Raw genomic sequence first — 25,979 nt, 5'->3', positions numbered from 1 at the left:
AGGGGTGTGAAGTCTCACCCCACCGGGGTGTGAAGATCGGGGCGATGCCGGACACAGGGGGTTCATGAGCACGGACGACGCCTTCGCCGAGGCCTATCGCGCGCACTACTGGGCGGTCAGCCGCTTCGTGGCGCGGCGGTTGGACGCCCCGGCACACGAGGTCGAGGAGGTGGTGGCGGACGTCTTCTCCATAGCGTGGCGGCGCCGGGCCGAACTCCCCGACGCGCCGCTCCCCTGGCTGTACGGGGTGGCCCGGAACTGCCTGGCCAATACGGTGCGCGGGATCGGCCGCTACCGGCGGCTGCTGAACCGGCTCGGCAACCACGAGGCGGCGCACGGCCGGCAGACCGTTGCGAGTCCGGACGCCGAGCGGCCCGGCTCCTGGGTGCACGAGGCGCTGACCCGGCTGTCCGCCGGCGACCAGGAGGTGCTGCGGCTGACCTCCTGGGAGGAACTGACCGTCGAGGAGCTGGCGGTGGCCCTCGGCTGCGGCCGGAGCGCGGCGGCCATGCGGCTGCACCGGGCCCGGCGCCGCCTCCGCACCGAGATCGACCGCACCCGGACCACCGTGTCCGTACGAGCAGGAGGCGACGGCAATGCGTGACGAACTGGAGCTGCTGCGGGCGGCCAACCCGGTACCGGCCGGTGAAGGCCGCTGGCGGGACCGCCCGTTGGACGCCACCGCGGAGCGCGGCCTGAACCGCCTGCTGCACCTGACCCGCACCCGGCGGGCCCGCCGCCGGCTGGTGCTGCGCGCCGAGGCGGCCGTGCTGGCACTGGTCGCGGTGCTCGCCTTCACCCTCACCGACGCCGGCAGCAGCCCGGCCGTCGCGGCGCCCGCCGCGCTCGTCCCGCACACCGCCGGCACCGGTGCCGCGCTCTCCCTGGACGGGCTGGCCCGCATCGCGGAGGCGCGGGCCCGGACGGCCGGCCCCCAGGACGGGCCGCGGCGCGGCAGCCACCTCCAGAGCTGGAGCCTGTCCATGGGGACGGGCCCGGACGCGGCGTCCCCGGTGACCGTCCCCGAGGAGCGCATCACCCGGTGGAACGCCGACGGCAGCGGCTCCGAACTGGTCGTGGCCACCGACCCGCGGCACCCGGGCCGCCCGGTCATCCACGACGACGACGGCCGCTGGCGGACCGTCAGCGACGGGAAGGTGCTGCACCGCGCGTCCTACCCGGCGGGTTCGGGCGCCCGGCACGACGGGCTCGCCGCCCGGACGAAGCCGCCCACCGACCCCACGGCGCTGCGGGCGCTGCTCACCTCCCTCTACGGTGCGGCCGACAGCGACGGCACCGACGCGTCGGCCGTCCCGCAACTGCTGATGGCGCTCTCCTCGTACCGCCAGGAGTGGACGCCGGGGCCGCGGGAGACCGCGGCGATCGTGCGGATGCTGGCGGACACCGAGGGCCTGCGGCCGGCCGGCGCGGTCACCGACCGACTGGGCCGTCGCGGGCAGGCGTTCGTGCACGACGGGCCCGACGGCGCGATGGACGCCACCCGGCAGATGGTGATCCTCGACCCGCGCACCGGCCGACTCCTGGGCACGGAGATCACCTTCACCAAGGACCTGCCCGACTTCCGGATCACCGCGGGCCAGGTGATGTCCTACGAGGCGTGGATGCCGTGACGCCTCCGTGCGGGGGCGCCGGAGAACGCCCACCGGGGGGCGGAGTGCCGAGGGCGGGCGCACACAGCGGTCCGGTCGCGGTGCGTAGCCGCCCGAGTGGCGGGGCAACGGCCGGTGGCCGATCCTGGAGGGACGCGACGATCCTTCGGCGCGGTGGTGCCCGGCGCACCGCCGCGCCGTTTCCGTATGCGAACGAACACGCGCCGGAGCGTCCATTCTTGCGTGACCCAGACCACAATTCACCTGCGGTTGCGGTCGATCCCCGCGAGATGGATCACAAAAGGAGGGTCCGCAAAAAAGTTCACGGATGCACGTTTACCCAGTATGGAGCGGGTAGGCGAGCGACTGTGCAGCCATCCGCACACCGTCCGTGATGACCCGGTCTGCCCCTATGGTCGTCCTTTGCCCCTCCACGCCATGGCGGGGCATGTCCTTGTAGTCGTCCCAGAGAGCGCAGGCGAGCGAACACGTGCCGACGCAGTCCCCCCTCGCAACCGGACCCCGTACGGGCGTCGGCAGAAGCGCCGACGCCGCCCCCGAGCCGCGGCAGACGGCCCCCGGGCAGCAGACACCCGGCGAGGTCACCGTCGTCGAGCCCGCGATGGTCAAGCGCGCGGTATCGGCGGCCGCCCTCGGCAATGCGATGGAGTGGTTCGACTTCGGCGTCTACAGCTACATCGCGGTCACCCTCGGCCACGTCTTCTTCCCGTCCGGGAACCCGACCGCGCAGCTGCTGTCGACCTTCGGCACGTTCGCCGCGGCCTTCCTGGTGCGCCCGCTCGGCGGGATGTTCTTCGGCCCGCTCGGCGACCGCATCGGCCGCCAGAAGGTCCTCGCCATCACCATGATCATGATGGCCGCGGGCACCTTCGCCATCGGCCTGATCCCCTCCTACGCCACGATCGGCGTCGGCGCACCGATCCTGCTGCTCCTGGCCCGCCTGGTGCAGGGCTTCTCCACCGGCGGTGAGTACGGCGGCGCCTCCACCTTCATCGCCGAGTACGCGCCCGACAAGAAGCGCGGATTCCTCGGCAGCTGGCTGGAGTTCGGCACCCTCGCCGGATACGTCGGCGGCGCCGGCCTGGTCACCCTGATCACCGCGCTGCTGTCCACCGACGCCCTCCACTCGTGGGGCTGGCGGATCCCGTTCCTGATCGCCGGCCCGATGGGCATCATCGGCCTCTACCTGCGGATGCGGCTCGAAGAGACCCCGGCCTTCGCCCGGTTGGAGAAGGAGGCGCAGGCCAAGGAGAAGGCGCGCCGCGAGGCCGAGAAGCGGATCGGCCTGCGCCAGATGATCTTCGGCCAATGGCGGGCGATGCTGCTCTGCGTCGGCCTGGTCCTGGTCTTCAACGTCACCGACTACATGCTGCTGTCGTACCTGCCGAGCTACTTCACCTCGGAGCTGAAGTACGACGAGACGCACGGCCTGATGGTCATCCTCGCCGTCATGGTCGCGATGATGTGCGTCCAGCCGTTCGTGGGCAAGCTGTCCGACCGGTTCGGCCGCCGCCCGATCATCGCCACCGGCTGCGTGGGCTTCCTGGTGCTGTCGGTGCCCGCGCTGCTGCTGATCCGTCAGGGCTCGCTGGCCGCCATCGCGGTGGGCACCGGCGTCCTCGGCCTGCTGCTGGTGTGCTTCACCGCCGCTATGCCCTCCGCGCTGCCCGCGCTCTTCCCGACCAAGGTGCGCTACGGCTCGCTGTCGATCGGCTTCAACATCTCGGTGTCGCTCTTCGGCGGCACGACGCCGCTGGTGGTCACCGCCCTCATCGGCGCGACCGGCAACAAGATGCTGCCCGCCTACTACATGATGGCGGCCGCCGTGATCGGCATCGTCGCGGTCGCACTGATGCCGGAGACCGCCCGCAAGCCGCTGCCCGGCTCCCCGCCGGCGGTGGAGACCGAGGCCGAGGCCCGGGAGCTGACCGCGGCGGCCGCGGCCCGCTGAGCCGCACCCGACCCGCGCGACGTCCGGTCGCCGGACCCCCTGGGGCCCGGCGACCGGCCGTCCGCCATACGGGGCAGCGGGCCGAAAAAGGGGAACCGGTGACACCGCCCATCCCGTCTGTGACCCTGGCGATCGTGGGATCGCCGGGCACGGAACAGGGGACCACCATGGCTGTGGCGGCAGGCGGAACGACGGGTACGGGCGGCGGGGCGAGGCGCCGACGGGCACTGTGCCTGGTCCTGGTGCTGCTGGCCGTGCAGCTGGGCTGGCTCGCGCGCCCCGCGTACGCCTGCGGTTGCGGCGCGATGGTGCACGGCCCGGACACCACGATGGCGGTGCACCGCGAGACGTCGGCGGTGCGCTGGGACGGCACCACCGAACGGATCGCCATGCGCCTGGCCGTCGACGGCACCGCCCCGGACGCCGCCTGGATCATGCCCGTCCCGCACCGCGCCACCGTACGGCTGGGCGACCCCGAACTCCTCGACGAACTGGACGAGATCACCGCCCCGGTCACCCGGCACCGCCACTACTTCTGGCCGCGCGCCGGCGACTGGCCCTTCGAACCGGACTTCGACGGCGCCACCGCCCCGCCACCCGCCGAGGCGTCGGTCGGCGTCGTCGACCGCGAGCGGCTGGGCCCCTTCGACGTCGCCCGGCTGACCGCCGACGACCCCGACGCGCTGCGCGGCTGGCTCACCGCCCACGGCTACCGACTGCCGCCGGCCCTGGCCACCGCCCTCCGCCCGTACGTGGACCGGCACTGGGAATACGTGGCCGTCCGGCTCGCCCCCGCCGACCACGGCACCCCCCTCACCGGCACCCTCGACCCGCTCCTCCTCTCCTTCGCCACCGAGCGCCCCGTCTACCCCATGCGGCTCTCCCGCCTCGCCACCACCCCGCAGGCGCTGAGCCTCTACTTCCTGGCCCCGCACCGGATGGAGCCCCGCAGCGCCATCGGCGGCGCACCACCGCACGTCGTCTACGCGGGCCGGATCCAACCGCAGGACGCCGTCCGCGACTTCGCCGGCCCCGCCCCCGCCTTCCTGACCGCCCTCGACCAGAACTTCCCCCGGCCGCAACACATCAACGGCGACCACGAGTTCCGACGCGCCACCGCGGACACCCCGTACCAGCGGGTGCGTTACACCGACACCCTCCTGGAAGTCGGCGGCATCCCCCTCTGGATCCCCACCGTCGGCGCCGCCCTGCTCCTCCTGATGGCCACCGCCGCCCTGACCGCCGGCCGCCTCAGACGCCGCCCGACCGTCCCGTACTTCCGCACACCGGCACCACCGGCCTGAACGAGGACGGCCGCCGGAGTCGGGCGCCATGCGGCACGATGGGGCCATGAGCATCGTGAAGATCAATGATGCTGCCAAGGCACGCGCATAGAGACCGCCCGCGCGCTACAGGGCAGCACACGGGCGGTTCGGATCGGGCTGGCTGTCAGCCGTCGCTGGGCGGGATGATGAAGCCCCGCGTAGGACCGCTCTGCGGCTTCCCGGGCGGCTCCGGGTTGGCCTCCCTGAACTTCGCCACAAAGGCGGCCAGGACGTCAGCGGTAACATCCTTGCGGTTCGCGGGATCGGCGCCGTCGTACACCCGCCACGCGCCCGCCGCGTGCTCCGGATCCTCCCGGCTGCGGCGTGTGCGAGCAGTTGGCCGCCACGGAGACCAGGGCTTCAGTCGGCCCCGTCCACAGTTCGCGGTCCACGCGGTGCCCTGCCTCCTCGATCAGTGCCATCGTTCGCGTCAGTACCTGCGGGTCGTGGCGCTGGGAGTCGGGCCGCTCCGGGTAGTGGTGCACGAAGCGCCCCAGGCCCTCGCACAGCTTGGCGTACGGCCCGGTGTGCAGAATCAGGGCGTGCCAGCCCTCGTCCACCACGTTCGACGGCGTGATCTTCACGGTGGGGAACTTGGCCGCCGTGTGGACGAACTTCAGCGCTTCCGTACTGATCCGGGCCGCCGTAGCCTCGTCCATACCCGGGTTGTTGTCGAGAACCGTTGCGACGACACCCCCGAACGCGGCAGGGGTGAGTAATGCGCGTACGTCCTGCATGTGCGTGCCTCCTTGTTGTGGTTCGTCGATAGCCCGTCCCGACTGCTGACCTGCCAGGGTTTCCCGCAGTCGGGGCGGGCGTTGGACACTTCGGCTTCCCTGGGTCCGAAGCGTTTGCCCTCACCGCCCAGGACGGCACCCCAGTGAAGGGGCGGACCGGAGCTTCAGCCTGAGCCGGTCACCTCAGAACGGGCACGTCTGCCCGTTCTCGGGGCTCGTCCGGTCGGGGGCGTCGCCGGTCCGGGGTGCGGAGCTGTCTTGCTTGCCATCGCTGAACGGACCGAGCTGGAAGGCCCCCAGCTCTGCAACGAGCGTCCCGCCGTTCACCGGGACACAGGAACCTCGTACGTTTCCCACTTTGGGACGTCCCGCGGGTGCTAGAACGTCCCTGGCAACGTCCAGCGATGCGGGGTGACACTGACCATGCCGAACGAACGCCTACGGGCTGCCATAACGCCGTGTTCCTGCACGAGGCGTACCCCAGGCTCAACGACCTTCTGCGGGAACGGGCGGCGGAGGGGTGCAGCGTCCGCATCGCCGTCGGGGACGCCGACAGCGACAACGTCCAACAGCGGGGAAGGGAAGAGAAATTCGGGCACGGCATCGAGTCCCGTTGCCGCCTCGCGCTGATGCATTACCGACCCTTGCTCGCGGTACCCGGCATCGAAGTGCGGACCCACGGAACGACTCTCTACAACAGCTTGTACCGCGCGGACGACCAGCTCTTGGCCAACGCTCATGTGTGGGGCGTGAACGCCTATGGGGCACCCGTATGGCACCTACGGCGCAACAACGACGGCGGCATGTTCGACACTTACACGGACAGCTTCGGCGCCGTATGGGGGACCGCACATCCCATGGAAAGCTGAGCCCATGGCACGGACCGAGTTCTACAACGATCCCGACGCGCCCGAGCCCAACAGTCTCGTCGTCGCCGCCTCCGCCGTCGTCACCGACGAATCGGGACGCGTCCTGCTCCAGCGGCGACAAGACAACGACCTGTGGGCCCTGCCGGGGGGAGGCATGGACATGGGCGACAGCCTGCCCGGCTGCGCCGTACGGGAGGTCAAGGAAGAGACCGGGCTGGACGTCGAGATCACAGGTCTCGTCGGCACCTACACGGACCCCGAACACGTCATCGCCTACAGCGACGGGGAGGTACGCCGCCAGTTCAACATCTGCTTCACCGCCCGCATCGTGGGCGGGACACTGACAATCTCCGACGAGAGCACAGAACTCCGATTCGTCGCCCCGGGTCAATTGGGCACCCTCGCCATGCACCACACTCAGCGCCTCCGAATTCAGCATTATCTGGAGCGGCGGTCCGCTCCTTATCTCGGTTAGACGCCTTGGCGGCCTTGGAACCCGTACAGAATCAGATCCAGGCATCCGTCGTTACCCGGGCACGACCACACGCAGGACGCTCGCCTCCGCGCTCGGGGTTACCAATGGCGGGGAACTTGGTTCCGGCGATTGCGGTGCCCACGCTGTCCACAGCTTCCGAGCCCGCCGAGCCCCCTCCCCGGAGGCAGCCGCGTCGCCGGTGAGCCCCGCCCGCCGGAGCCCGGCGCCATGCGGCACGATGGGGCCATGAGCATCGTGAAGATCAATGTGCTGACCGTCCCCGCCGAGCAGCGGGAAACCCTTGAGAAGCGTTTCGCCTCCCGTGCCGGTGCGGTGGAGAGTTCGGACGGCTTCGAGTGGTTCGAGTTGCTGCGCCCCGTCGAGGGGACCGACGACTACCTCGTGTACACCCGGTGGCGTGACGAGGAGTCTTTCCAGGCGTGGATGGAGGGCCCCATGAAGGCGGCCCACCAGGGCGGCGGCGACCGGCCGAAGCCGGCCGCCAGCGGGTCGACGGTGTGGTCGTTCGAGGTCGTGCAGCAGGCCGCGCCGAAGGGCGCGTAACTCCGTACCGAGTGGCCCCCGGCGGTAACCGGCGACACCGCGCGCCTGCCCAGGCGCTGCCGGCCGGACCGTGGACGACGGTCCGCGGCCGGCACCCGTGCGCGCGGTGTCGCCGGGGGCCGTCAGGTGTCGGGGGCGGCTCGCTTCGCGCGGTTCTCCAGGTGGTTGACGACCCCATCGGCCAGGGCCGCCAGGAAGGTGGCCGACCGGGCAGGGCGGAGGAAGACCGCGGCGAGCAGTCCGCAGGGCGGGCACAGCGCGGCGCCCGCGGCGGGCAAAACCGGTTGCGCCGCGGGCTCCGGCGGCGTGACATGGCCGCCATGAGTGATGCCGCCGCCCCGTCCTGGACCCTCGCCGCCGAGCCGGCCGCATCGCCGGTGGCGCTGGCCCTGTTGCGCGAGTACTACACCGATGTCGCCGACCGCTATTACCTGTTGCACGAGGGGCGCCGCTCGACGCCCGAGGAGATCGACGGGGGCGTGGCCGAGTATCCGAGCGACGCCCTGATGCCGCCGCACGGGGTGTTGTTGGTGGCGCGGTACGGCGGCGAGCCGGTCGGGTGCGCCGGGGTGCGGCTGCTGGACGCCCGTACCGCCGAGCTGAAGCAGGTGTTCGTCCGGCACGCCCGGCGGGGTCTGGGGGCCGCGGGCCGGCTGCTGCGGGCCGCGGAGGCGGCCGCGGCCGGACTGGGTGCCGAGCGGATCCGGCTGGACACCCGGCTGGACCTGACGGAGGCGGTCGCCCTCTACCGGCGGCGCGGTTACGTCGAGATCGCCCCGTACCACGACGATCGCTATGCGGAGATCTTCTTCGAGAAGCGGCTGGTGGGAGCGGCGGCGGGAACGGGGACAGGGGCGGAGACGGCCGTCGGTCGGTGACGGCCGTCTACTTGGTGAGGTCCGGTGGCCGCGGTGACCGCGGCGGGGTGCGGGTCGGGGTCCGCGGTACCGGCTGGCGGGCGTCGCCGTTGTGCGGCTCCTCGTCGTCGGAGCCGCACAGTTCCGCGGTCAGCTCCCGGACGAGGTCGGTGAGGTCGGTGGGCCGGTCCTTGGTCCACCAGTCGCCCAGCAGCCGCGCCAGCGACGCCTGGCGGGCCTCCGAGAGCCGCTCCGCGGCGTCCCGGCCCTCGTCGGTGAGCAGCAGCATCAGCCCCTCGCGTCGCGCCAGTCCGCGTTCCTCGACCTGCCGGACGCCCTCGGTGATCACGCCGAGCGGTACCCGGCTGCGCTCCGCGAGCAGTGCCGGTTCCACCGAGCCTTGGCGTTGGATGCGCAGCACCAGCCAGCTGGCGGCCGGTTTGAGGTCCAGGCCGGCGCGGGTGGTGATCTTCTCGTAGATGTCCTTGCGGCCCGCCAGGCTGCCGAGTTTGGACAGCGCGCGGGCGACCTCCTCGCGGGAGGACCGCTCGACGGGGTTGGAGCAGAGGACCTCGCTGGTGTCGGGGGCGGTGACGCTGCCGCGCAGCGGCTCCTCCCTGAGGAACCAGGCCAGGACGAAGGCGACGAGGACGACCGGCACGGCGTAGAGGAAGACGTCGGTGATGGAGGCGGAGTAGGCGCCGAGGACGCCGGCGGCCTGCGCGGGCGGCAGTTTGGTGATCGCCCGCGGGTCCTGGGCGATCACCGACGGGGAGATGCCGGGCGGGAGCTGCGCTCCGGCGAGGGCGTCGGCGATCCGCGGGCCGAGCCGGTTGGCGAAGATCGTGCCGAAGAGGGAGACGCCGAACGAGGCGCCGATGGAGCGGAAGAAGGTGGCGCCGGAGGTGGCCACCCCGAGGTCCTGGTAGGGGACGGCGTTCTGCACGATGAGGACCAGGACCTGCATGACCAGGCCGAGCCCGAAGCCGAAGACGAAGAAGTAGGTGCTCATCAGGGCGACGCCGCTGGTCGGGTCGAGCTGGTGCAGGAGCAGCAGGCCCAGGGCGACCACGGCGGTGCCCGCGATGGGGAAGACCTTGTAGCGGCCGGTGCGGGAGACGATCTGCCCGGAGGCGGTCGACGAGAGCAGCATGCCGAACACCATCGGCAGCATGTGCACGCCGGACATGGTCGGCGAGACCCGCTGGACGACCTGGAGGAAAGTCGGCAGGTACGTCATCGAGCCGAACATCGCGAAGCCGATGACGAAGCCGATGACCGAGCAGAGGGTGAAGGTGCGCGAGGTGAACAGGCGCAGCGGGATGACCGGTTCCGCGGCCCGGCGTTCGACGACGACGAACGCGGCGAGCAGCACGACGCCGAGTCCGGCCAGCAGGGCGGTCTGCCAGGAGCCCCAGGGGTAGCTGACGCCGCCGAGCGAGGTCATCAGCACGAGGCAGGCGGCGACCGCGGCGATCAGGGCGGTGCCCAGGTAGTCGATGCGGTGCGGGGTGCGGCGGGCCGGGATGTGCAGCACGGCCGCGATGACGGCGAGCGCGACGATGCCGATGGGGAGGTTGACGTAGAAGACCCAGCGCCAGCTGAGGTGGTCCACGAACAGCCCGCCGAGCAGCGGTCCCAGGACGCTGGTGCCGCCGAACACGGCGCCGAACAGCCCCTGGTACTTGCCGCGTTCGCGGGGCGGCACGATGTCCCCGACGATCGCCATCGACAGCACGATCAGGCCGCCGCCGCCCAGGCCCTGCAAGGCCCGGAAGGCGATCAGCTCCCCCATGTTCCGGGCGAGGCCGCAGAGCGCCGAGCCGATCAGGAAGATCACGATGGCGGCCTGGAACAGCTTCTTGCGGCCGTACTGGTCGCCGAGCTTGCCCCACAGGGGGGTCGCGGCCGTGGACGCCAGCAGATAGGCGGTGACCACCCAGGAGAGGTGTTCGAGGCCGCCGAGGTCGCTGACGATGGTGGGCAGCGCGGTGGCGACGATGGTCTGGTCGAGTGCCGCGATGAGCAAGCCGAGCAGCAGCGCGCCGATCGCGACGAGGACCGTCCGCCGGGAACGGTCCTCGCCGGGAACGGCAGGAGCGCCGGTGTCCTGCGCCATGAGCGTCGTCTCCCTCGTGTCCGGCTCGTACGCCCGTGACCGGCTCGTACGCCCGTGACCGGCTCGTACGCCCGTGACCGGCGCGCACGTCCGCTCCGGTCCGGGTGGTGTTCTCGGCCTTCCGGGCCTTCACTCCATCGTGGGCGTTTCCGTCCGATATGGCCCGCTGAACGGCCGCGGCCGGCTGCCGCCCCGGCGACCGCGGAACGGACCAGGGGCGGGGAAACGGGCCCGGAGGGAGGGGGGACGGGGCGGGCGGTACCGGGAGACGTCGGGCGGATGTCGTGGAGCGCCTGCGGGGACTGCGGGCGCTCTGAATAATCGGCTGCCGGTTCGCGCCTCCAGAGAGGGGACCACTCGTGACGGCAGCATCCACCTGCCCGCACTGCTTCGCCCCGGTACGCGGGGACGGTCGGCCGACCTGCCTGTGTGCGGCGGTCGAGTCGGAGGACTTCGATCCGCTGCGCGTACGGCCGTACGTCTCCCTGCCGGACCGGGGCGGCCGGGAGGACGACGGCAGGGGCGGGAGCGGGAGCAACGGCGAGGACGGTGGCGGATGGCGGCGGCCGGACGCGCTGGAGGACTTACCCGGGGTGGACGCCGCGGTCCACCGAGTCCCCCGCCCCACCGGCCCGGCCTCCGAGACCTTTCATTCCTCTGGTTCGCCCGACCCATCCGATTCGCCCGACTCACCCGATCCCTCCGATTCCTTTCGCCCCGCCGGTTTCGCTCCCTCCTCCGGGGCGGCCGCCGCTCCACCCGCACCGGCGGGGCGGCGCCGTACCCGGTCGGCCTTCCTGGCCGTCACCGGTGCCGCGGTGGCCGCCGCGGCGATCGTGCTCGGCAGCGGGGCGCTCCAGGGCGGCGACCGGGACCGGGCGGCGCCCCCGGACGGCGGCACCCCCGCCCCCACCTCGACGGTCCCCACCACCGCCGGTCCCACCGGCTCCGCACCGGCCCCGGACCGCCCCTCTCCCGCCACCTCGCGGTCCAGGAGTCCCGGGGCGACCACCCGCCCGCGCCGATCTCCGGCCCCCTCCCTTCCGCCAACCCCGGTACGGGCGTCCGGCAGCGTCGCGGTCCCCACGGGCGACGCCGCTCCCAGTGCGCCGCCGAGCGGGCCGATCGTGCTCCGTGAGGGATCCAGCGGCCCGGAGGTGGCCGAGCTCCAGGGGCGGCTGCGGCAGGTGGCCCTCTATACCGGGACGGCGGACGGCCAGTACGGCACGGCGGTACGGGAGGCGGTGGCGCGCTACCAGCGGACCTACGGGGTGCAGGGCGATCCGGACGGCGTCTACGGGCCCGCGACCCGGGTGTCCCTGGAGGCGCGCACCCGGCAGCCGTGAGCGGAGCGCCGCTCGCGCGGCTCCGGAGCGTGACATGTTCCGCGGACCGTGACGAATGCCATGCCGTTCGGGGCGGTGGGCGGTTGTCGGCGACCGGAACTGTTTTGTATCGTGAAAAAACAAAGTGGTTCCGCCCGCACTCCCTGACCGGCGGGCGGGACCGCTTGTGTTCTCCCGCCCGTCCTGACAGTGCAGCTGCCAGCCCCACCGCGCCCAGGAGCCCGCCCATGACGGCCACCACCACGCTCATAGCCCGCGCCCTGCTGCTGGACATGGACTCGACGATCGTGAACTCCGAGGCCGTCGTGGAGCGCTGCTGGCGGCGCTGGGCGGCCGAGCAGGGGCTGCCGTCGGAAGACGTACTGGCGGTCGTCCACGGCCGACAGGGTTGGGCCACCATGGCGGCGCTGCTGCCGGACCGCCCGATGGAACTGAACCTGGCCGACAACCGGCGGATGCTGGAGCAGGAGACCGCCGACATCGAGGGCGTCGTGCCGGTGCCCGGCGCGCCCGCGTTCATGGCGGCCCTCGCCCGGCTGCCGCACGCCCTGGTGACCTCCGCCGACATCGCGCTGGCCGAGGCCCGCATGGGCGCGGCCGCGCTGCCCATGCCGGAGGTGCGGATCACCGCGGAGTGCGTGAGCGCCAGCAAGCCGGACCCGGAGGGCTTCCTCAAGGGCGCCGCCGAGTTGGGCTTCGCACCCGAGGACTGCCTGGTCTTCGAGGACTCCGAGGCGGGTATCGAGGCCGGCCGGGCCGCCGGGATGCGGGTCGTCGGGGTCGGCGACCGCGCCGCCCGGTTCGCGCCCACCGCGCACGTCCGCGACCTCACCCAGGTCCGCGTCGAGGCGCTGATGGACGGCGGGATCGCCGTCCGGATCACGGCCTGAGCCACCGGCCGGACCACGCCCCGGGGGCGGGCCCCGGCCCTGCCGCGTGACGAGCGGTCAGCGTGTCGCCGGCGTGCGGTGGATCAGTCCGCGGGCGACCAGTTCCAGGACCACCGCGCACGAGACCACCTGTACGGCCAGGAGCGCGACCAGGACGAACAGTTGGACCGCACCGGCCTGTACGGGTGAGGCGCCGCCCAGCAGCATGCCGACGAACGCCCCGGGGAGGGTGACCAGCCCGACCGTCCGGGTCTGGTCGAGGCCCGGCAGCAGGGCGTCCGACGCGGCGGAGCGGGCCACCTCCATCCGCGCCTCCCGGTCCGGCAGCCCGAGCGCCAGCCCCGCCTCGAACTCCCCCCGCCGCAGCTCCAGTTCGTCCAGCGCCCGGCGGCCCCCGAGGACGGTGGCGGTCAGCGCGCCGCCGATGAGGATGCCGGTGACCGGGATCAGGGTGAGGCCGCCCGGCGGGAGCAGGCCGGTGAGCAGCAGCACCCCGACCACCGGCAGGACGCCGGCGGCGATCGGCGCCGCGGCCCACCACCAGGTGCGGTTGGCGGTGATCCGGCGGCCCGCCGTGCGGACCGCCACCGCGAACATCAGGACCAGGAAGCTCAGCAGCCAGGGCAGGGCGTGTACGACCCAGCCGATGAGGTAGGAGACGGCGGCGAGTTGGGCCGCGGCGCGCAGGCCGGCGAGGGCGATCGCGCGGGCGTGGCCGAGGTGGGCCAGCGCGGCGACGGCCACGGCGGCGAGCAGGAGGACGGCGAGGACGATCCCGAGGGTGGCGTTGACCGGCAGCAGCACCCGCTCACTGTAGGCGGCGGGTGCGGGCCTTCCCCGCGTACGGGCGCCGGGCGCCGGCACCGTCCCGCCCTCTCGCCCCCACCCCTTGAAGTGACGTGGACATGTCGTCACCCTGTTACCTGGTGCCCATGTCCCGGCAACCCCACGAACCCAGCATGGGCCCGATCGCACACCGACTTCCCCCCACTCCAAGGGAGTTCCGATGCCGCTGGGCTACGCGCGTCGCATGTCCCTCGCCGCGGCCACGACCGCCGCCCTGACCTGCATCCTCGTCCTGAGCGGGCAGACCGCCCAGGCCGCCCCGCCCGCTCCGCCCGGCGCCGCCACCGCGCGGACGTACCTCGCGCAGATCAAGGAACAGCCCGAGGGCCCCCAGGACGGTTACAGCCGCGCCAAGTTCCCGCACTGGATCGACCAGGGCAGCAGCTGCAACACCCGCGAGGTGGTGCTCAAGCGCGACGGCAGGAACGTCCAACAGGACGGCAGCTGCGCCGCGGTGAGCGGCACCTGGGTCTCCGCCTACGACGGGGCGACCTGGAGCAAGGCGTCCGATCTGGACATCGACCACGTCGTCCCGCTGTCGGAGGCGTGGAAGTCCGGCGCCGCGCAGTGGACCACCGCGCGCCGCCAGGAGTTCGCCAACGACCTGACGCACTCCCAGCTGATCGCCGTCACCGACAGCGTCAACCAGGCCAAGGGCGACAAGGACCCGGCGAAGTGGCTGCCGCCGAAGACCTCGTACCACTGCGAGTACGCCCGGATGTGGGTGTGGGTGAAGCACACCTACGGGCTGACCGCGGACCAGGCGGAGAAGGCCGCGCTGAAGAAGATCCTCGACGGCTGCTGAGGCGGCGGGGCGGGGTGCCGGTACGTCGCGACCGGATTTGCGCGGGTTCGCCGGCGCCGGCACCCCGCCCACCTGCGGATCCGGCCGATTTTTTGCCCACCCGGGTGCCGCGACGGCGCACCGGACGGTGATGATGGGGCGCACGTTCGCCGTCGTCCGCCCCCTGATGGCCGGCACGCTTTCCCGCGCGCCGGCCGTCCGCCGCCCCAGGGAGAGCCGCTCTTGGCCGCCGCCCACCCCGCCGACCGCTCCGACCGCCCCGCCGCCAGCCTCGCCGTCGTCGGGGCGGGGCCGCGCGGGACGAGTGTCCTGGAGCGGATCTGCGCCTCGGCCGCCGGGCTGGCGCCGGGCACCCGGCTGACCGTGCACGTCGTCGACCCGGCACCACCCGGCGCCGGCCAGGTATGGCGTCCCGACCAGCCCGCCGACCTGCTGATGAACACGGTGGCGTCCCAGGTCACCCTGTTCACCGACGCCAGCGTGGAGTGCACGGGGCCGATCCGCCCCGGGCCGAGCCTGTACGACTGGGCGGAGGGCGACGTCGGACCGGACGACTATCCGGGGCGCGCGCTGTACGGCCGCTATCTGGAGTGGGTGTTCCGGCACACGGTGCGGACCGCCCCGCAAGCGGTGACCGTCGTCCCGCACCGGGCCCGCGCGGTACGGCTGACCGAGGCCGCCGACGGCACCCAGACGCTCGCCCTCGACGACGGCCGGACGCTGTCCGGGCTGGGCGCCGTGGTGCTGGCCCAGGGCCATCTGCCGGCCCGCCCGGACGCCGGGCAGCGGCATCTGGCCGACCACGCCGCCGCCCACGGGCTGCACTACCTGCCGCCCGCCAACCCGGCCGATCTCACCGCCGAGTTGGCGGCCCTGCCCGCGGGCCGCCCGGTGCTGCTGCGCGGTCTCGGGCTGAACTTCTTCGACCATGTGGCGCTGCTGACCTCGGGCCGCGGCGGCCGGTTCGTCCGCGGCCCCGGCGGCACCCTGGCATACCGGCCCTCGGGCCGCGAGCCCCGGCTGTACGCGGGCTCCCGGCGCGGCGTCCCGTACCACGCGCGGGGTGACAACGCCAAGGGCGCGCACGGCCGGCACCTGCCGCTGCTGCTCACCGCTGACGTGATCGCGGCGTTCCGCAAGCGGGCGGACTCCGGCGACCCGCCGGACTTCCTGGCGGAGGTCTGGCCACTGGTGGCCAAGGAGGTGGAGGCGGTCTACTACGAGGCGCTGCTGGCGCGCCGGGCCGCCGCCCGCGGCGGCCCGGCGGGCGCCGAACGGGACCGCTTCCGGGAGCGCTTCCTGGGCAGCGCGCACCGCAGCCCCGAGGAGGCCGCAACCCTCGACGCCTTCGGCCTGGGGCCCGCCGACCGCTGGGACTGGGACCGGATCGCCCGGCCGTACCCGGACGGGCCGTTCGCCGACCGGGCCGCGTTCCGCGCCTGGCTGCTGGACCTGCTGCGGGCGGACGTCGCGCACGCCCGGCAGGGCAATGTGGCCGGCCCGGTCAAGGCGGCCCTGGACGTGCTGCGGGACCTGCGGAACGAGCTGCGGCAGATCGTCGACCACGGCGGGCTGGCGGGCACGTCCCGCCGCGACCACGTGGACCGCTGGTACACCCCGCTGAACGCGTTCCTGTCCATCGGGCCGCCGCGGCGCCGGATAGCGGAGCTGGCGGCGCTCATCGAGGCGGGGGTGCTGGAAGTGGTCGGCCCCGGCATGGAGGTCCGGGTGGCGGGCGCGGACGGGGCGGCGCCCGGTTTCACGGCACACTCCCCGGCCGTCCCGGGGTCGCGGATCACCGCGGAGGCCCTGATAGAGGCCCGGCTCCCGGAGCCGGACCTGCGGCGGACCGGGGACGCGCTGCTGGCCGGCCTGCTGGCGGACGGCGGCTGCCGGCCGCACACCGCGGACGGCTACGAGACCGGCGGCCTGGACGTGTCGCCGAGCCCGTACCACGTGATCGGGGCCGACGGCCGGCCGCATCCGCGGCGGTTCGCGGTGGGGGTGCCGACGGAAGGGGTGCACTGGGTGACAGCCGCGGGGGCGCGGCCGGGGGTCGGTTCGGTCACGTTGTCCGACACGGACGCGGTGGCGCGGGCGGCACTGCGTGCCGCAAAGGGAGCCTCAAATCTCATTGGTTCGGACCAATAACTCCCGCTACGCGCAGAATGTTGAACTTGCAAGCATTAGTTAGGTGGCCCTAATCTACAGGACTCCGACGGTCGCGACGTCCCCCGCGCCCGTCCGTCCCGAAGACCTAGGAGTCACCGCATGTCCGCTCCCCTGAGCTCCTTCACCCAGAAATCGACCCCGCACGCGCTGGCGCTCTTCCGCGTCGTCGTCGGGCTGCTCTTCGCCTGCCACGGCGCGTCGTCGCTCTTCGGCGTCCTCGGCGGCGCGATGGGCACCGGCCACGCCGTCCCGACCGGCACCTGGCCCGGCTGGTACGCCGCGGTCATCCAGCTGGCCGGCGGCCTCCTGGTGCTGCTGGGCCTGGGCACCCGCGCGGCGGCGTTCATCAGCTCCGGCTCGATGGCCTACGCCTACTTCTCGATGCACCAGCCCAACTCCCTGTGGCCGATACAGAACGGCGGCGAGGCGGCCGCGATGTTCTGCTGGGCCTTCCTGCTGATCGTCTTCACCGGCCCCGGCTCCTGGGCGCTGGACCGGCTCTTCTTCCGCGGGTCGGAGCCGGCGCAGGCACCCGTCGCCGAGCCCGCGACGACCGCCGTCTGACACCTTCCGCGACGGCCGAACGGGCCGGGGCCGGGGCCGCTTCCCGCCCCGGCCCGTTCTGCCGTTCGGGCCCGGCGTACGCTGTACAGCCGTAGTGCCGCCCCTGCCGCGCCGAGCGACGTCGCGGCGGGGACCGGACCGGGAGCAAGACGTTGGTGGAAAGCCTGGGGTCGCTCAGCGGCACCCCCTGGGTGTATGTGATCGTCGGCCTCTCGGTCGTCCTCGACGTCTTCGTCCCGATCCTGCCGAGCGGGGTCCTGGTGATCACCGCGGCCACCACGGCCGCCGGTTCCGGCCCCGCCGCCGACGTCGCCGCCTCCGTCCACGACGGGAACCACCTGGCCGAAATGGCCTCCCTGGTGCTCTGCGCGGCCACCGCATCCGTTCTCGGCGACCTGGTCGCCTACCGGCTGGCCTGGCGCGGCGGCGACCGTTTCGACCGCGCCATCGGCCGCTCCCGACGGCTGTCCGCGGCCCAGCAGCGACTGGGCGCGGCACTCACCCGGGGCGGCGGCGGCATCGTGGTGCTGGCCCGCTTCGCGCCCGCCGGCCGCTCCGTGGTCAGTCTGGGCGCCGGGGTGGCCCACCGGACGGTCCGCGAGTTCCTCCCCTGGTCGGCGCTGGCCGGCCTGGTCTGGGCCGCGTACAGCGTCAGCCTGGGCTACTTCGGCGGCCACTGGCTCGGCACGTCGTGGGTGAGCACCGGCTTCTCCGTCCTCGCGCTCTTCATCGCCGGCTCGGCGGCCGCCTACCTCATGCGGCGCCCGCGGCGGGAGACCACCGCGCACTGACCGGCGACCGCCCGCCGCGCGCCCCGGGGCCGCCCTACGAACCGCCGCCCTCCGAGCCGCCGCCCCCGCCACCGTCCTCGGCCGGGGTCTCCGGCACCACGGCGACCGGGCAGACCGCGTGCAGCAGCACCGCATGCGCCACCGAACCCAGCCGCGGGCCGACCGGCAACCGGCGCCGGTGCCGGGCCACCACCACCAGGTCGCTCCCGGTGGACGCGGCCACCAGCTGCCCCGCGGCATCCTCGGCGCGCAGCTGCACCAGCACCTCGACCCCGGGGTGCCGGACCCGGTGCGGAGCGAGCGCGTCCACCAGCCGGAGGCCGAGCGCGTCCTGGTACTCGGGCTGCGTGGACTCGTAGACCGCCGCGTACTCGAAGGCGGGCGGCAGCAGCATCGGCCAGGTGTAGCCGGAGACGACCCGGAGGCGGGCGCCCCGCCGGGCGGCCTCGGCGAACGCGAAGTCCAGCGCGGCGGGCTCGTCGGCGGACGCGTCCACGCCCAGGGTCACCTGCCGGACGGCCGGCGGCACCGCCTCGCCGTCCGGGCCCCGCTCCGTACCGGCGCGGTCCGGACGCGGCACCACCACGACCGGGCAGGCGGACCGGGCGGCGCAGGCCAGCCCGTTGGAGCCGAGCAGCAGACTGGCGAAGCCGCCGCGCCCGCGCGATCCCAGGACGAGCAGCTGCCCCTCGGCGCCGAGCGCGGGCAACTGGGTGTCGGCCAGTCCGCTCAGCCCGCGGAACTCCACGTCCGGCAGCTCCGCCAGGAACGGCCGGTCCCTCAGGCCGGCCAGCACCGGGTCGCCGCCCTGCTCACCGGCGGCGGCCCGCTCCGCGGTGGCGTACGGCCACACGTGCACGATCCGGAGCGGCGCCGACCGCGCCCGGGCCGCGTCCGCCGCCCAGCGCAACGCCCGCTCGCTGTCCGGGGATCCGTCCACGCCGACGATGACCGGCAAGGTGCCCATACATGCCTCCACCCATGAACCCGTTGAACCCGCGTACGCCGGTGCCCGCCCCCGTACACCGATCCCGGCGCCCGTACGTCCATGCACACGCGAATACGTCTACTTACACCGCTTACATCGCTTACACCGCTTACACCGCTTACACCGCTATAAAAACCGATCTGATCGCACCGGGCGGCTTTTGACCGACTCACCTCCATCCTGCCCCGGCACCCATGGGGGACACAGGGACGAAGGTCCCGCTCCCGGCACGGAGTAGAGTCGAACGTCCCCACCCCCGCCCCTCCTCCCGCCCCGGGCGCGGATCCGAACCACTGACGCGAGGCACACTGCGGTGAACCACCCCCCGGTCGTCGAATGGACCGAGGACGAGCAGGTCCGTACCGCCCACTGGCGTTCCGAGAACGGCGCCCGGCCACCCCGCCGGATCGCCATCGCGGACGACCGCACCCGGGCCGACGAGGCATACCGGCTCGCCTGCGAGGGCACCGCGCTGCTGTGGCGCGGCGACTTCCACAACGCCCGCCAGCTGCTCACCGCGCTGGCCCGCCGGGTCGACCGCCGCCCGCGCAAGGCACCGCCCGCCGACGTCACCCAGGCGTTCCACCTGCACCGCGCCGCCCAGAACCAGCGCGCCCGCATCCTCGGCATGCTGCTGGTCCCCCTGGACGCGGAACTGGCCGTCCCGTTGCACCGCGCCCCCGACGTCCGCGAGGCGTGCACCCGGGCCTACGGTCCGCCGGACGGGACCGGGCTGCCCGCCGGCGCCTCCGGCGACACCGCCGTCCTGGTGTCCCTGCGGGAGCTGCTCGGCGTGATCGGCGCCAACGAATGGCGCCGCAAGGGCGTGGAGATCCCGGCCCTCGGCGGCGACCGGATCCACCCCCACTACGGCGTCTTCTCCCCGGCCCGCGGCGAATACGTCGACCTGGTCGCGGAGGCCCCGCTGCCCGACCGGGACCTGGCCTTCGACATCGGCACCGGCACCGGCGTCCTGGCCTCGGTGCTGGCGCGCCGCGGCGTGCGGCGGGTCGTGGCCACCGACCAGGATCCGCGCGCCCTGGCCTGCGCCCGGGAGAACACCACCCGGCTGGGCGTCGCGGACCAGGTGGAGATCGTCGCCGCCGACCTCTTCCCGGCCGGCCGCGCCCCGCTCGTCGTCTGCAATCCCCCGTGGGTCCCCGCCAAGCCGACCTCACCCGTGGAGCACGCGGTCTACGACCCCGGCAACCAGATGCTGCACGGCTTCCTGGCCGGTCTCGCCGACCATCTGACTCCGGGCGGCGAGGGCTGGCTGATCCTCTCCGACCTGGCCGAACACCTCGGCCTGCGGTCGCGCGCCGAACTCCTCGCCGCATTCGCCGAGGGCGGCCTCACCGTCCTCGACCGGCTCGACATCGCCCCCCGCCACCCGCGCGCCCGGGACACCTCCGACCCGCTGCACGTGGCCCGCGCCGCGGAGGTCACCTCCTTGTGGCGGCTGGGCGCGGCGGAGTAGCGCAGCGGCGGCCGGGGAGCGGGGCTCGGGGCGGTAGCGGCACGGCGTCGCGGCGACCGGCCGGAGGACCGCTTCGCGCCGGGCTCCTCGACCGGCTGTGTGAGACCGGCGGCGGCCCGAGGGAGCCGAACACCGCCTCGACGGCCGCGGACAGCCCACGCTCGGCGTCGCGCGCCGCCGACGCCACTGGCCGCACACCGGGCGGAACCGGACGCCGGACGCCGAGCCTCCCCGACCGCCCGGCGGGCACCCCGGCCCATCAGGCACGATGGACCCATCATGAACCTCGACGACCTCGTGGCCCGTGCCCGCCGGCTCGCCGCTTCCGCGACGCCCGGCCGACGCCGGCTGCTCGGCATCGCCGGGCCGCCGGGCGCCGGAAAGTCCACCCTCGCCGCCCGGCTGGCGGCGGAGCTGACCGGCCAGGCCGCGCTCGTCCCGATGGACGGCTTCCACCTCGCCGAGGCGGAGTTGCGCCGCCTGGGCCGTACGGAGCGCAAGGGCGCACCGGACACCTTCGACCCCGCCGGCTACACGACCCTGCTGGCCCGTCTGCGCTCCCCCGAACCCGGCACGCCCGTCTACGCGCCGGCCTTCGACCGGCGTATCGAGGAGCCGGTCGCCGGCAGCATCCCGGTGGCCCCGCACATCCCGCTCGTCATCACCGAGGGCAACTACCTCCTCCTGCACTCCGACCCCTGGGCACAGATCCGCGAACTCCTCGACGAAGCCTGGTACATGGAGCTGGAACCCCAGGAACGGGTACGGCGGCTGATCGACCGGCACGAGCGGTTCGGCCGACTGCGGGTGGACGCCGAGGACTTCGTCCGCACCTCCGACGAGGCCAACGCCCGCCTCGTGGCGGCCACCCGCCCCCGGGCCGACCTCGTCGTCTCCTTCACCGCCGACGAGGCACCACCCCCACTGGACGACTGACCCCGCCCCGCCCTCCCTTCACGTTTCCCCACCGCGCATCAACACCCCTTCCAAAACGACATCATGAATGTCACCATGACATCAGCAGTGTCATTGCAGGGGATGGGGATGGGGCACGGACGGGCACGGCGGCGGTCGTGAACGGGGATGGGGACGGGGATGGGGATGGGGACATGGAGGGGGACATGGACACGGACAGGCGCCGGAACGTGAACGGGGACGGGGACGAGGGCGCGGAAGGGGACGCGGCGGCCGCCGAAGAGCTGCTGTACGACGTCATCCGGCGGCTGCGACCGCTGCACCGGACGGTCGTGCGCGCGACGGAGCGCGAGCTCGAAGGCACCGGCCTGACCGCCGGCGAGCACACCCTGCTCGACGCGCTGCGCGCCCACGGCCCGCGCACCGTCCCGCAGTTGGCGCGCTCGCTGGACCTGGACCGGCAGCCGGTGCAGCGCTGGGTGAACCACGCGGCGGAGCTCGGCCTGGTCGTGACGGCTCCCAATCCCGTACACCGCCGCTCCTCGCTGATCCGGCTCACCGACGAGGGCACGGCGGTCGTGCGCGGGATCCGGGAAGCCGAGGCGACGGAGCTCCGGCGCGGCCTGACCGACCTGTCGGCCGGGGAGGTCCGTACGGCGCTGCGGGTCCTGGACCGGCTCGGTGAGGAATTCCGGCACTTGGCGGACGGCTCGCGCGTTCCCCCGGAGGAAAGCGGCAATCCCGAAATGCGGGACGCCGCAGCCCTGGACGCCGCAGAGGACGCGATACCGCCCACAACAGGGCACCGGTCTCCGGCGCCCGCCCGTCCGACCGACCACCCGAAGCGCACAGAACGGCCCGCAGAATGACGCACGACTTCCAGGCCTGGTCCGAGATCGACAACGACACCGTTCCGGTCGACGACGGCGAGCTGTTCTACGAGACGGCCGGCTCGGGGCCCGCGGTGATACTGCTGCACGACGGGATGCTCGACCAGCACATGTGGGACGAGCAGTTCGCCTGGCTGGTCAACTCCGGCCTGCGGGCGGTCCGCTACGACGCCCGCGGTCACGGCCTCTCCTCCACGGTGACCGGCGACTGGGCCAACCACGACGACCTGGCGGCCCTGCTGGACGCGCTCGACATACCGCGCGCCGTCCTCGTCGGCCTCTCGCACGGCGCCCGGATCGCGCTGGACACCGCGCTCGCCCACCCGGACCGCGTCACGGCCCTCTTCCTCGCCTCGCCCGGGATCAGCGGCCGCGCCTTCACCGACCCCTTCCTCCTGGAGCACATCGGGGAGCAGGTCGCCGCGCTCGGCGAACCGGGCGGCGCCGAGCGCTATGTGGAGCACTTCCTGCGGATGTGGGTGGACGGCCCGCACCGCGCGCCGTCCGCCGTGCACCCCGGCTTCCGGGAGCGGATGCGCGCCTCCGCGTCCGCCAATGTCGAGGTGCACGCCGACGATGCGGGCCCGGGCATGCCCCTGGAGGTCGGCGCCTTCGACCGCCTGGGCGAGATCCGGGTGCCGACCACCGTCCTCGACGGCGACCTCGACTCCTCCGACATCTCCGCGAACGCCCACGCCATAGCGCTGCACGTCCCCGGCGCCCGCCGCATACGCGTGCCGGCCGCGGGCCACATGGTCAACCTGGAGAACACCCCGTTCTTCGACCAGGAGTTGCACGCCTTCCTGTCGTCCCTGGCCCTCTGACCCCAGCCTCCCGGCGCCCGGCAGCCGCCGGCGCCGGGCACCGGGCATGGCCGGTTCTCACCGGTGCCCGCTAGAGTGTCCGGGCCGTGGTGTTCGGGAAGACCGGTGCTGGACCTCGTGTCCCAAGCCGGCGCGGCCCTCGCCACTGTGATCGGGGAGTTTCCACCCCTCTCCGTACGCGCCGAGCGCGCGTACGGCGCCACTGACCGCAGCCTGCGGCCGGGAAGGCGGGGTGGACGCGTGCACCCGTAAGCCAGGAGACCGGCCACGGCATCTCACGAAGCAATCCACGAGGTGCTGGAGCGTGATGGCCTGATGGCCCTGTCCACTGATTCCACTGGCAACCCCTCTTCTCCCCGCAATTCCCCCCTGCTCGGCATACCCGGATCCACCGGGTCGTTCCGCTGGCAGCGCCGTGACACCGTCCGCACGGCGGGCCTGATGGCGGTGATCGCCGCACTGCACGTCGTCGCCTTCGGCGTGCTCTTCCTGCTGGTCGTGCCGGGCCACTACACGGTCGGCAGCCAGGTGTTCGGCGCCGGACTCGGCATCACCGCATACACCCTGGGCATGCGGCACGCCTTCGACGCCGACCACATCGCGGCGATCGACAACACCACCCGCAAGCTGATGGCCGACGGCAAGCGGCCGGTCTCGGTGGGCTTCTGGTTCGCCCTCGGCCACTCCAGTGTGGTCGTCGTGATGGCCGCGCTGGTGGCGGGCGGCGCCCAGCTCGCCGGCGCGCTGATGAACGACAACTCCGCCACGCACCAGACGCTCGGCCTTGTCGGCACGACCGTCTCGGGCACCTTCCTCTACCTCATCGCCGCCCTCAACCTGGTCGCCCTGGTCGGCATCCTGAAGGTGTTCCGGGCGATGCGGGCGGGCGCGTACGACGAGCAGGAGCTGGAGGCGCACCTGGATTCCCGGGGCTTCATGAACCGGATCCTCGGCCGGCTCACCAAGTCCATCAGCCGCCCCGGCCAGATGTACCCGCTGGGCTTCCTCTTCGGCATCGGCTTCGACACCGCGACCGAGGTGACGCTGATGGTGATGGCGGGCAGCGGCGCCGCGGCGGGCCTGCCCTGGTACGCGGTCCTGTGCCTGCCGCTGCTGTTCGCCGCCGGGATGAGCCTGTTCGACACCCTCGACGGCACCTTCATGAACTTCGCGTACCAGTGGGCGTTCGCCAACCCGGTGCGCAAGGTCTACTACAACCTCACCATCACCGGGCTGTCGATCGCGGTCGCGTTCCTCATCGGCACCATCGAGCTGGTGACCGTCCTGCACGACAAGCTCGGTCTCGACGACCCGCTGACGACCGGGATCTCCGCCCTCGACCTGGACAACGTGGGCTTCATCATCGTCGGCGTGTTCGTCGTGGTGTGGGCGGCGGCACTGGCGTACTGGCGACTGGGCGGCGTCGAGAAGCGCTGGGCCGCCAGGACCCAGGAGGCACCGCCCGCCCAGGGCACCGCCCCGGCCCCCCGCGCGGAGGAAACCGACACCGCCTGACACCCCTTGAGCGCATGACCGCCCATGCCTGCGGCCCTCCCCACCCCCGGTGGGGAGGGCCGCGGCACACCAACGGGCCATGCCCGGGCAGCGCCTCAGGTGGCCGAACCGGCCGCCGCGCCCGTCAGCAGGTCCGGACCCCAGCGCTCCAGCGCCGACGCCAGGTCGAGCGGCCGCAGCCGGTCCGACACGTCCGCCCCCGGCCAGTCCTTCCGGGGCACCCGCCACATCACCTCGAACTCGTTCCCGTCCGGGTCCCGGGCGTAGAGCGACTTGGAGACCAGGTGGTCGGTGGCGCCGACCAGCGCGCCCCGCTCCCGCAGCTGCGCCGCGATGGCCGAGAGGTCGCCGAGCGTCCCGACCTCCCAGGCCAGGTGGTAGAGCCCGATCCGGCCGCTCTCCGGCCCGGGCGCGTCCGGCCCCACCGCGAACAGCCCCAGGTCGTGGTCGTTGTCCGAACCGGGCGCGCTCAAGAAGGCCGCCCGTCCCGGAATCTCCACGTCCACCGTGAATCCCAGCACCTCGGTGTAGAACGCCACCGACCGTGCCACCTCACGGATGTACAACACCGCATGGTTGAGCCGCCGTACGGACATCAAAGCCTCCCGTCTTCCCTCACGTCGTTACTCGGCCGTTCCCCGGCCGTTCCTCTGACCGACCCCTCGACCGATCCCCCGGCCGATTCACCGACCTGACCGATCTCCCGAGACCGCCGCGCCGAGGCCGCCACCGCACCCCGACGGGCGCCCGGACTCACTTCCGGAGCAGCAGCACCATCGCCGCGAGCACCACACTCAGAACCAGCGCGCCCGCCCCGTACGCCAACCGGTGCGCACGCAGTCCGGGCAGGAAGCGGTCGACGGCGTAGCGGCCGGGCCCGGTCAGCGCCAGCGCGCCCGCCCCGGTGATGATCAGCAGCTCGTACTCCACACCCTGGGGCGCGAAGAAACCGCCGCCCCACTTCACCGCCAGCGCATTGATCATCGTGCCGACCACGGCTGCGCCGGCGAGCGGCGCCAGCAGCCCGAGCACCAGCCCGAGCCCGCCCAGCGTCTCGGTGAGCCCGGCGATCAGGGCCATCACCTTGCCCGACGGATAGCCGCTCGCCTCGAAGAACTTCCCGGTGCCGGCCAGGCCCGGACCGCCGAACCAGCCGAACAGCTTCTGGCCGCCGTGCGCCGCCATGGTCAGCCCGAGGACCAGCCGCAGCAGAAGCAGCCCGGCGTCATAGCCGTGCAGAGAAGGGGCGTACCGCACCGCGGCACCGGCGCGATCGGCTCCGTACGTGCTGTGGGGGGTTGTCATGACAAACGCTCATTCCCTCTGAACCGCGTGCCGGACCGACCGCACCGTGTGGCGGACCGGCCGGTCAGGCCACCGGTTGATCACTCCCGAACAATTTACTTGAAAGTTCAAGTCATCACCCAC

At 73.1% G+C, this 25,979-nt stretch carries 25 protein-coding genes, 1 pseudogene and 1 riboswitch; of the genes and pseudogenes, 19 read left to right on the top strand and 7 right to left on the bottom strand.

What is annotated here, in order from left to right:
- Positions 1-64 precede the first annotated feature (64 nt).
- The 4 genes from CG747_RS10885 to CG747_RS10870 all read left to right on the top strand — a co-directional run bounded on the left by CG747_RS10885 (position 65) and on the right by CG747_RS10870 (position 4,886).
- Positions 65-604, top strand: coding sequence for an RNA polymerase sigma factor (locus tag CG747_RS10885; RefSeq protein WP_100601465.1), 540 nt, complete (start codon positions 65-67; stop codon positions 602-604).
- On the top strand, positions 597-1,631 hold the full coding sequence (locus tag CG747_RS10880) for a CU044_5270 family protein (protein ID WP_100601464.1): 1,035 nt from the start codon (positions 597-599) through the stop codon (positions 1,629-1,631). Before CG747_RS10885 ends, CG747_RS10880 begins: the two co-directional genes overlap by 8 nt.
- Before the next feature lie 469 nt (positions 1,632-2,100).
- Positions 2,101-3,582, top strand: a complete 1,482-nt coding sequence (proP, locus tag CG747_RS10875; RefSeq protein WP_100601463.1) for a glycine betaine/L-proline transporter ProP — start codon at positions 2,101-2,103, stop codon at positions 3,580-3,582.
- A 167-nt stretch (positions 3,583-3,749) separates the two neighbouring features.
- The gene (locus tag CG747_RS10870; RefSeq protein WP_100601593.1) at positions 3,750-4,886 is read left to right on the top strand and encodes a DUF2330 domain-containing protein; all 1,137 of its coding nucleotides are present in this window, start codon (positions 3,750-3,752) and stop codon (positions 4,884-4,886) included.
- Between the two features lie 254 nt (positions 4,887-5,140).
- Here the strand turns inward: CG747_RS10870 and CG747_RS10860 are convergent, their stop codons facing one another.
- The gene (locus CG747_RS10860; RefSeq protein WP_257980328.1) at positions 5,141-5,644 is read right to left on the bottom strand and encodes a hypothetical protein; all 504 of its coding nucleotides are present in this window, start codon (positions 5,642-5,644) and stop codon (positions 5,141-5,143) included.
- A gap of 452 nt (positions 5,645-6,096) precedes the next feature.
- Between CG747_RS10860 and CG747_RS10855 the strand changes: the two are divergent.
- The 3 genes and pseudogenes from CG747_RS10855 to CG747_RS10845 form a co-directional block, all read left to right on the top strand.
- A pseudogene (locus CG747_RS10855) lies at positions 6,097-6,513 on the top strand (XRE family transcriptional regulator); the annotation flags it as partial.
- Positions 6,514-6,517: 4 nt separating this feature from the next.
- Positions 6,518-6,988 (top strand): NUDIX domain-containing protein, encoded by a 471-nt coding sequence (locus CG747_RS10850; RefSeq protein ID WP_100601462.1) that lies wholly within the window; start codon positions 6,518-6,520, stop codon positions 6,986-6,988.
- Positions 6,989-7,234: 246 nt separating this feature from the next.
- On the top strand, positions 7,235-7,552 hold the full coding sequence (locus CG747_RS10845; RefSeq protein WP_100601592.1) for an antibiotic biosynthesis monooxygenase: 318 nt from the start codon (positions 7,235-7,237) through the stop codon (positions 7,550-7,552).
- Positions 7,553-7,674: 122 nt separating this feature from the next.
- Here the strand turns inward: CG747_RS10845 and CG747_RS47895 are convergent, their stop codons facing one another.
- Complete coding sequence (locus CG747_RS47895) at positions 7,675-7,830, bottom strand: hypothetical protein (protein WP_180985478.1); 156 nt, start codon at positions 7,828-7,830, stop codon at positions 7,675-7,677.
- A gap of 33 nt (positions 7,831-7,863) precedes the next feature.
- Between CG747_RS47895 and CG747_RS10840 the strand changes: the two genes are divergently transcribed.
- Positions 7,864-8,430, top strand: a complete 567-nt coding sequence (locus CG747_RS10840) for a GNAT family N-acetyltransferase (protein ID WP_374701757.1) — start codon at positions 7,864-7,866, stop codon at positions 8,428-8,430.
- 7 nt (positions 8,431-8,437) lie between these two features.
- Here the strand turns inward: CG747_RS10840 and CG747_RS10835 are convergent, their stop codons facing one another.
- Positions 8,438-10,528, bottom strand: a complete 2,091-nt coding sequence (locus CG747_RS10835; protein ID WP_100601461.1) for an MFS transporter — start codon at positions 10,526-10,528, stop codon at positions 8,438-8,440.
- 359 nt (positions 10,529-10,887) lie between these two features.
- Between CG747_RS10835 and CG747_RS10830 the strand changes: the two genes are divergently transcribed.
- On the top strand, positions 10,888-11,874 hold the full coding sequence (locus CG747_RS10830; RefSeq protein WP_257980327.1) for a peptidoglycan-binding protein: 987 nt from the start codon (positions 10,888-10,890) through the stop codon (positions 11,872-11,874).
- A 227-nt stretch (positions 11,875-12,101) separates the two neighbouring features.
- Entirely contained in the window at positions 12,102-12,764 is a 663-nt protein-coding gene (locus CG747_RS10825; RefSeq protein ID WP_100601460.1) for an HAD-IA family hydrolase, read from the top strand.
- A 57-nt stretch (positions 12,765-12,821) separates the two neighbouring features.
- Here CG747_RS10825 and CG747_RS10820 read toward each other — a convergent pair whose 3' ends face one another.
- Positions 12,822-13,568, bottom strand: coding sequence for an ABC transporter permease (locus tag CG747_RS10820; RefSeq protein ID WP_100601459.1), 747 nt, complete (start codon positions 13,566-13,568; stop codon positions 12,822-12,824).
- Between the two features lie 202 nt (positions 13,569-13,770).
- On the opposite strand from CG747_RS10820, the gene CG747_RS10815 reads away from it, so the two are divergent.
- The 4 genes from CG747_RS10815 to CG747_RS10800 all read left to right on the top strand — a co-directional run bounded on the left by CG747_RS10815 (position 13,771) and on the right by CG747_RS10800 (position 17,942).
- On the top strand, positions 13,771-14,415 hold the full coding sequence (locus CG747_RS10815) for an HNH endonuclease family protein (protein ID WP_100601458.1): 645 nt from the start codon (positions 13,771-13,773) through the stop codon (positions 14,413-14,415).
- Between the two features lie 222 nt (positions 14,416-14,637).
- Complete coding sequence (locus CG747_RS10810; RefSeq protein ID WP_100601457.1) at positions 14,638-16,566, top strand: FAD/NAD(P)-binding protein; 1,929 nt, start codon at positions 14,638-14,640, stop codon at positions 16,564-16,566.
- 120 nt (positions 16,567-16,686) lie between these two features.
- A complete protein-coding gene (locus CG747_RS10805; protein ID WP_100601456.1) occupies positions 16,687-17,151 on the top strand; it encodes a DoxX family protein in 465 nt (154 codons plus the stop codon).
- 152 nt (positions 17,152-17,303) lie between these two features.
- Entirely contained in the window at positions 17,304-17,942 is a 639-nt protein-coding gene (locus tag CG747_RS10800) for a DedA family protein (protein WP_100601455.1), read from the top strand.
- Positions 17,943-17,976: 34 nt separating this feature from the next.
- Here CG747_RS10800 and CG747_RS10795 read toward each other — a convergent pair whose 3' ends face one another.
- A complete protein-coding gene (locus CG747_RS10795) occupies positions 17,977-18,909 on the bottom strand; it encodes a universal stress protein (RefSeq protein ID WP_100601454.1) in 933 nt (310 codons plus the stop codon).
- A 334-nt stretch (positions 18,910-19,243) separates the two neighbouring features.
- Here CG747_RS10795 and CG747_RS10790 point away from each other — a divergent pair, with 334 nt between their 5' ends.
- From CG747_RS10790 to CG747_RS10770, 5 genes are all read left to right on the top strand, one after another.
- Complete coding sequence (locus CG747_RS10790) at positions 19,244-20,407, top strand: class I SAM-dependent methyltransferase (RefSeq protein ID WP_100601453.1); 1,164 nt, start codon at positions 19,244-19,246, stop codon at positions 20,405-20,407.
- Between the two features lie 279 nt (positions 20,408-20,686).
- Complete coding sequence (locus tag CG747_RS10785; protein WP_100601452.1) at positions 20,687-21,343, top strand: nucleoside/nucleotide kinase family protein; 657 nt, start codon at positions 20,687-20,689, stop codon at positions 21,341-21,343.
- A gap of 185 nt (positions 21,344-21,528) precedes the next feature.
- Entirely contained in the window at positions 21,529-22,191 is a 663-nt protein-coding gene (locus tag CG747_RS10780) for a MarR family winged helix-turn-helix transcriptional regulator (protein WP_100601451.1), read from the top strand.
- Positions 22,188-23,036, top strand: a complete 849-nt coding sequence (locus CG747_RS10775; protein ID WP_100601450.1) for an alpha/beta fold hydrolase — start codon at positions 22,188-22,190, stop codon at positions 23,034-23,036. Before CG747_RS10780 ends, CG747_RS10775 begins: the two co-directional genes overlap by 4 nt.
- Before the next feature lie 70 nt (positions 23,037-23,106).
- A riboswitch (cobalamin riboswitch) is annotated at positions 23,107-23,321 on the top strand.
- A 30-nt stretch (positions 23,322-23,351) separates the two neighbouring features.
- Positions 23,352-24,551, top strand: coding sequence for a HoxN/HupN/NixA family nickel/cobalt transporter (locus CG747_RS10770; RefSeq protein WP_100601449.1), 1,200 nt, complete (start codon positions 23,352-23,354; stop codon positions 24,549-24,551).
- A gap of 95 nt (positions 24,552-24,646) precedes the next feature.
- On the opposite strand, the gene CG747_RS10765 is transcribed toward CG747_RS10770, so the two are convergent.
- Together CG747_RS10765 and CG747_RS10760 are read right to left on the bottom strand one after the other, a co-directional pair.
- Positions 24,647-25,147, bottom strand: coding sequence for a VOC family protein (locus tag CG747_RS10765; protein WP_100601448.1), 501 nt, complete (start codon positions 25,145-25,147; stop codon positions 24,647-24,649).
- Between the two features lie 157 nt (positions 25,148-25,304).
- Positions 25,305-25,856: a DoxX family protein gene (locus CG747_RS10760; RefSeq protein WP_100601447.1), complete on the bottom strand. Its 552-nt coding sequence runs from the start codon at positions 25,854-25,856 to the stop codon at positions 25,305-25,307.
- Between the last annotated feature and the right edge of the window lie 123 nt (positions 25,857-25,979).

The sequence above is a fragment of the Streptomyces sp. CB02959 genome (assembly GCF_002803155.1).
Lineage (GTDB): Bacteria > Actinomycetota > Actinomycetes > Streptomycetales > Streptomycetaceae > Streptomyces.
This window is presented reverse-complemented; position numbering and strand designations above follow the sequence as displayed.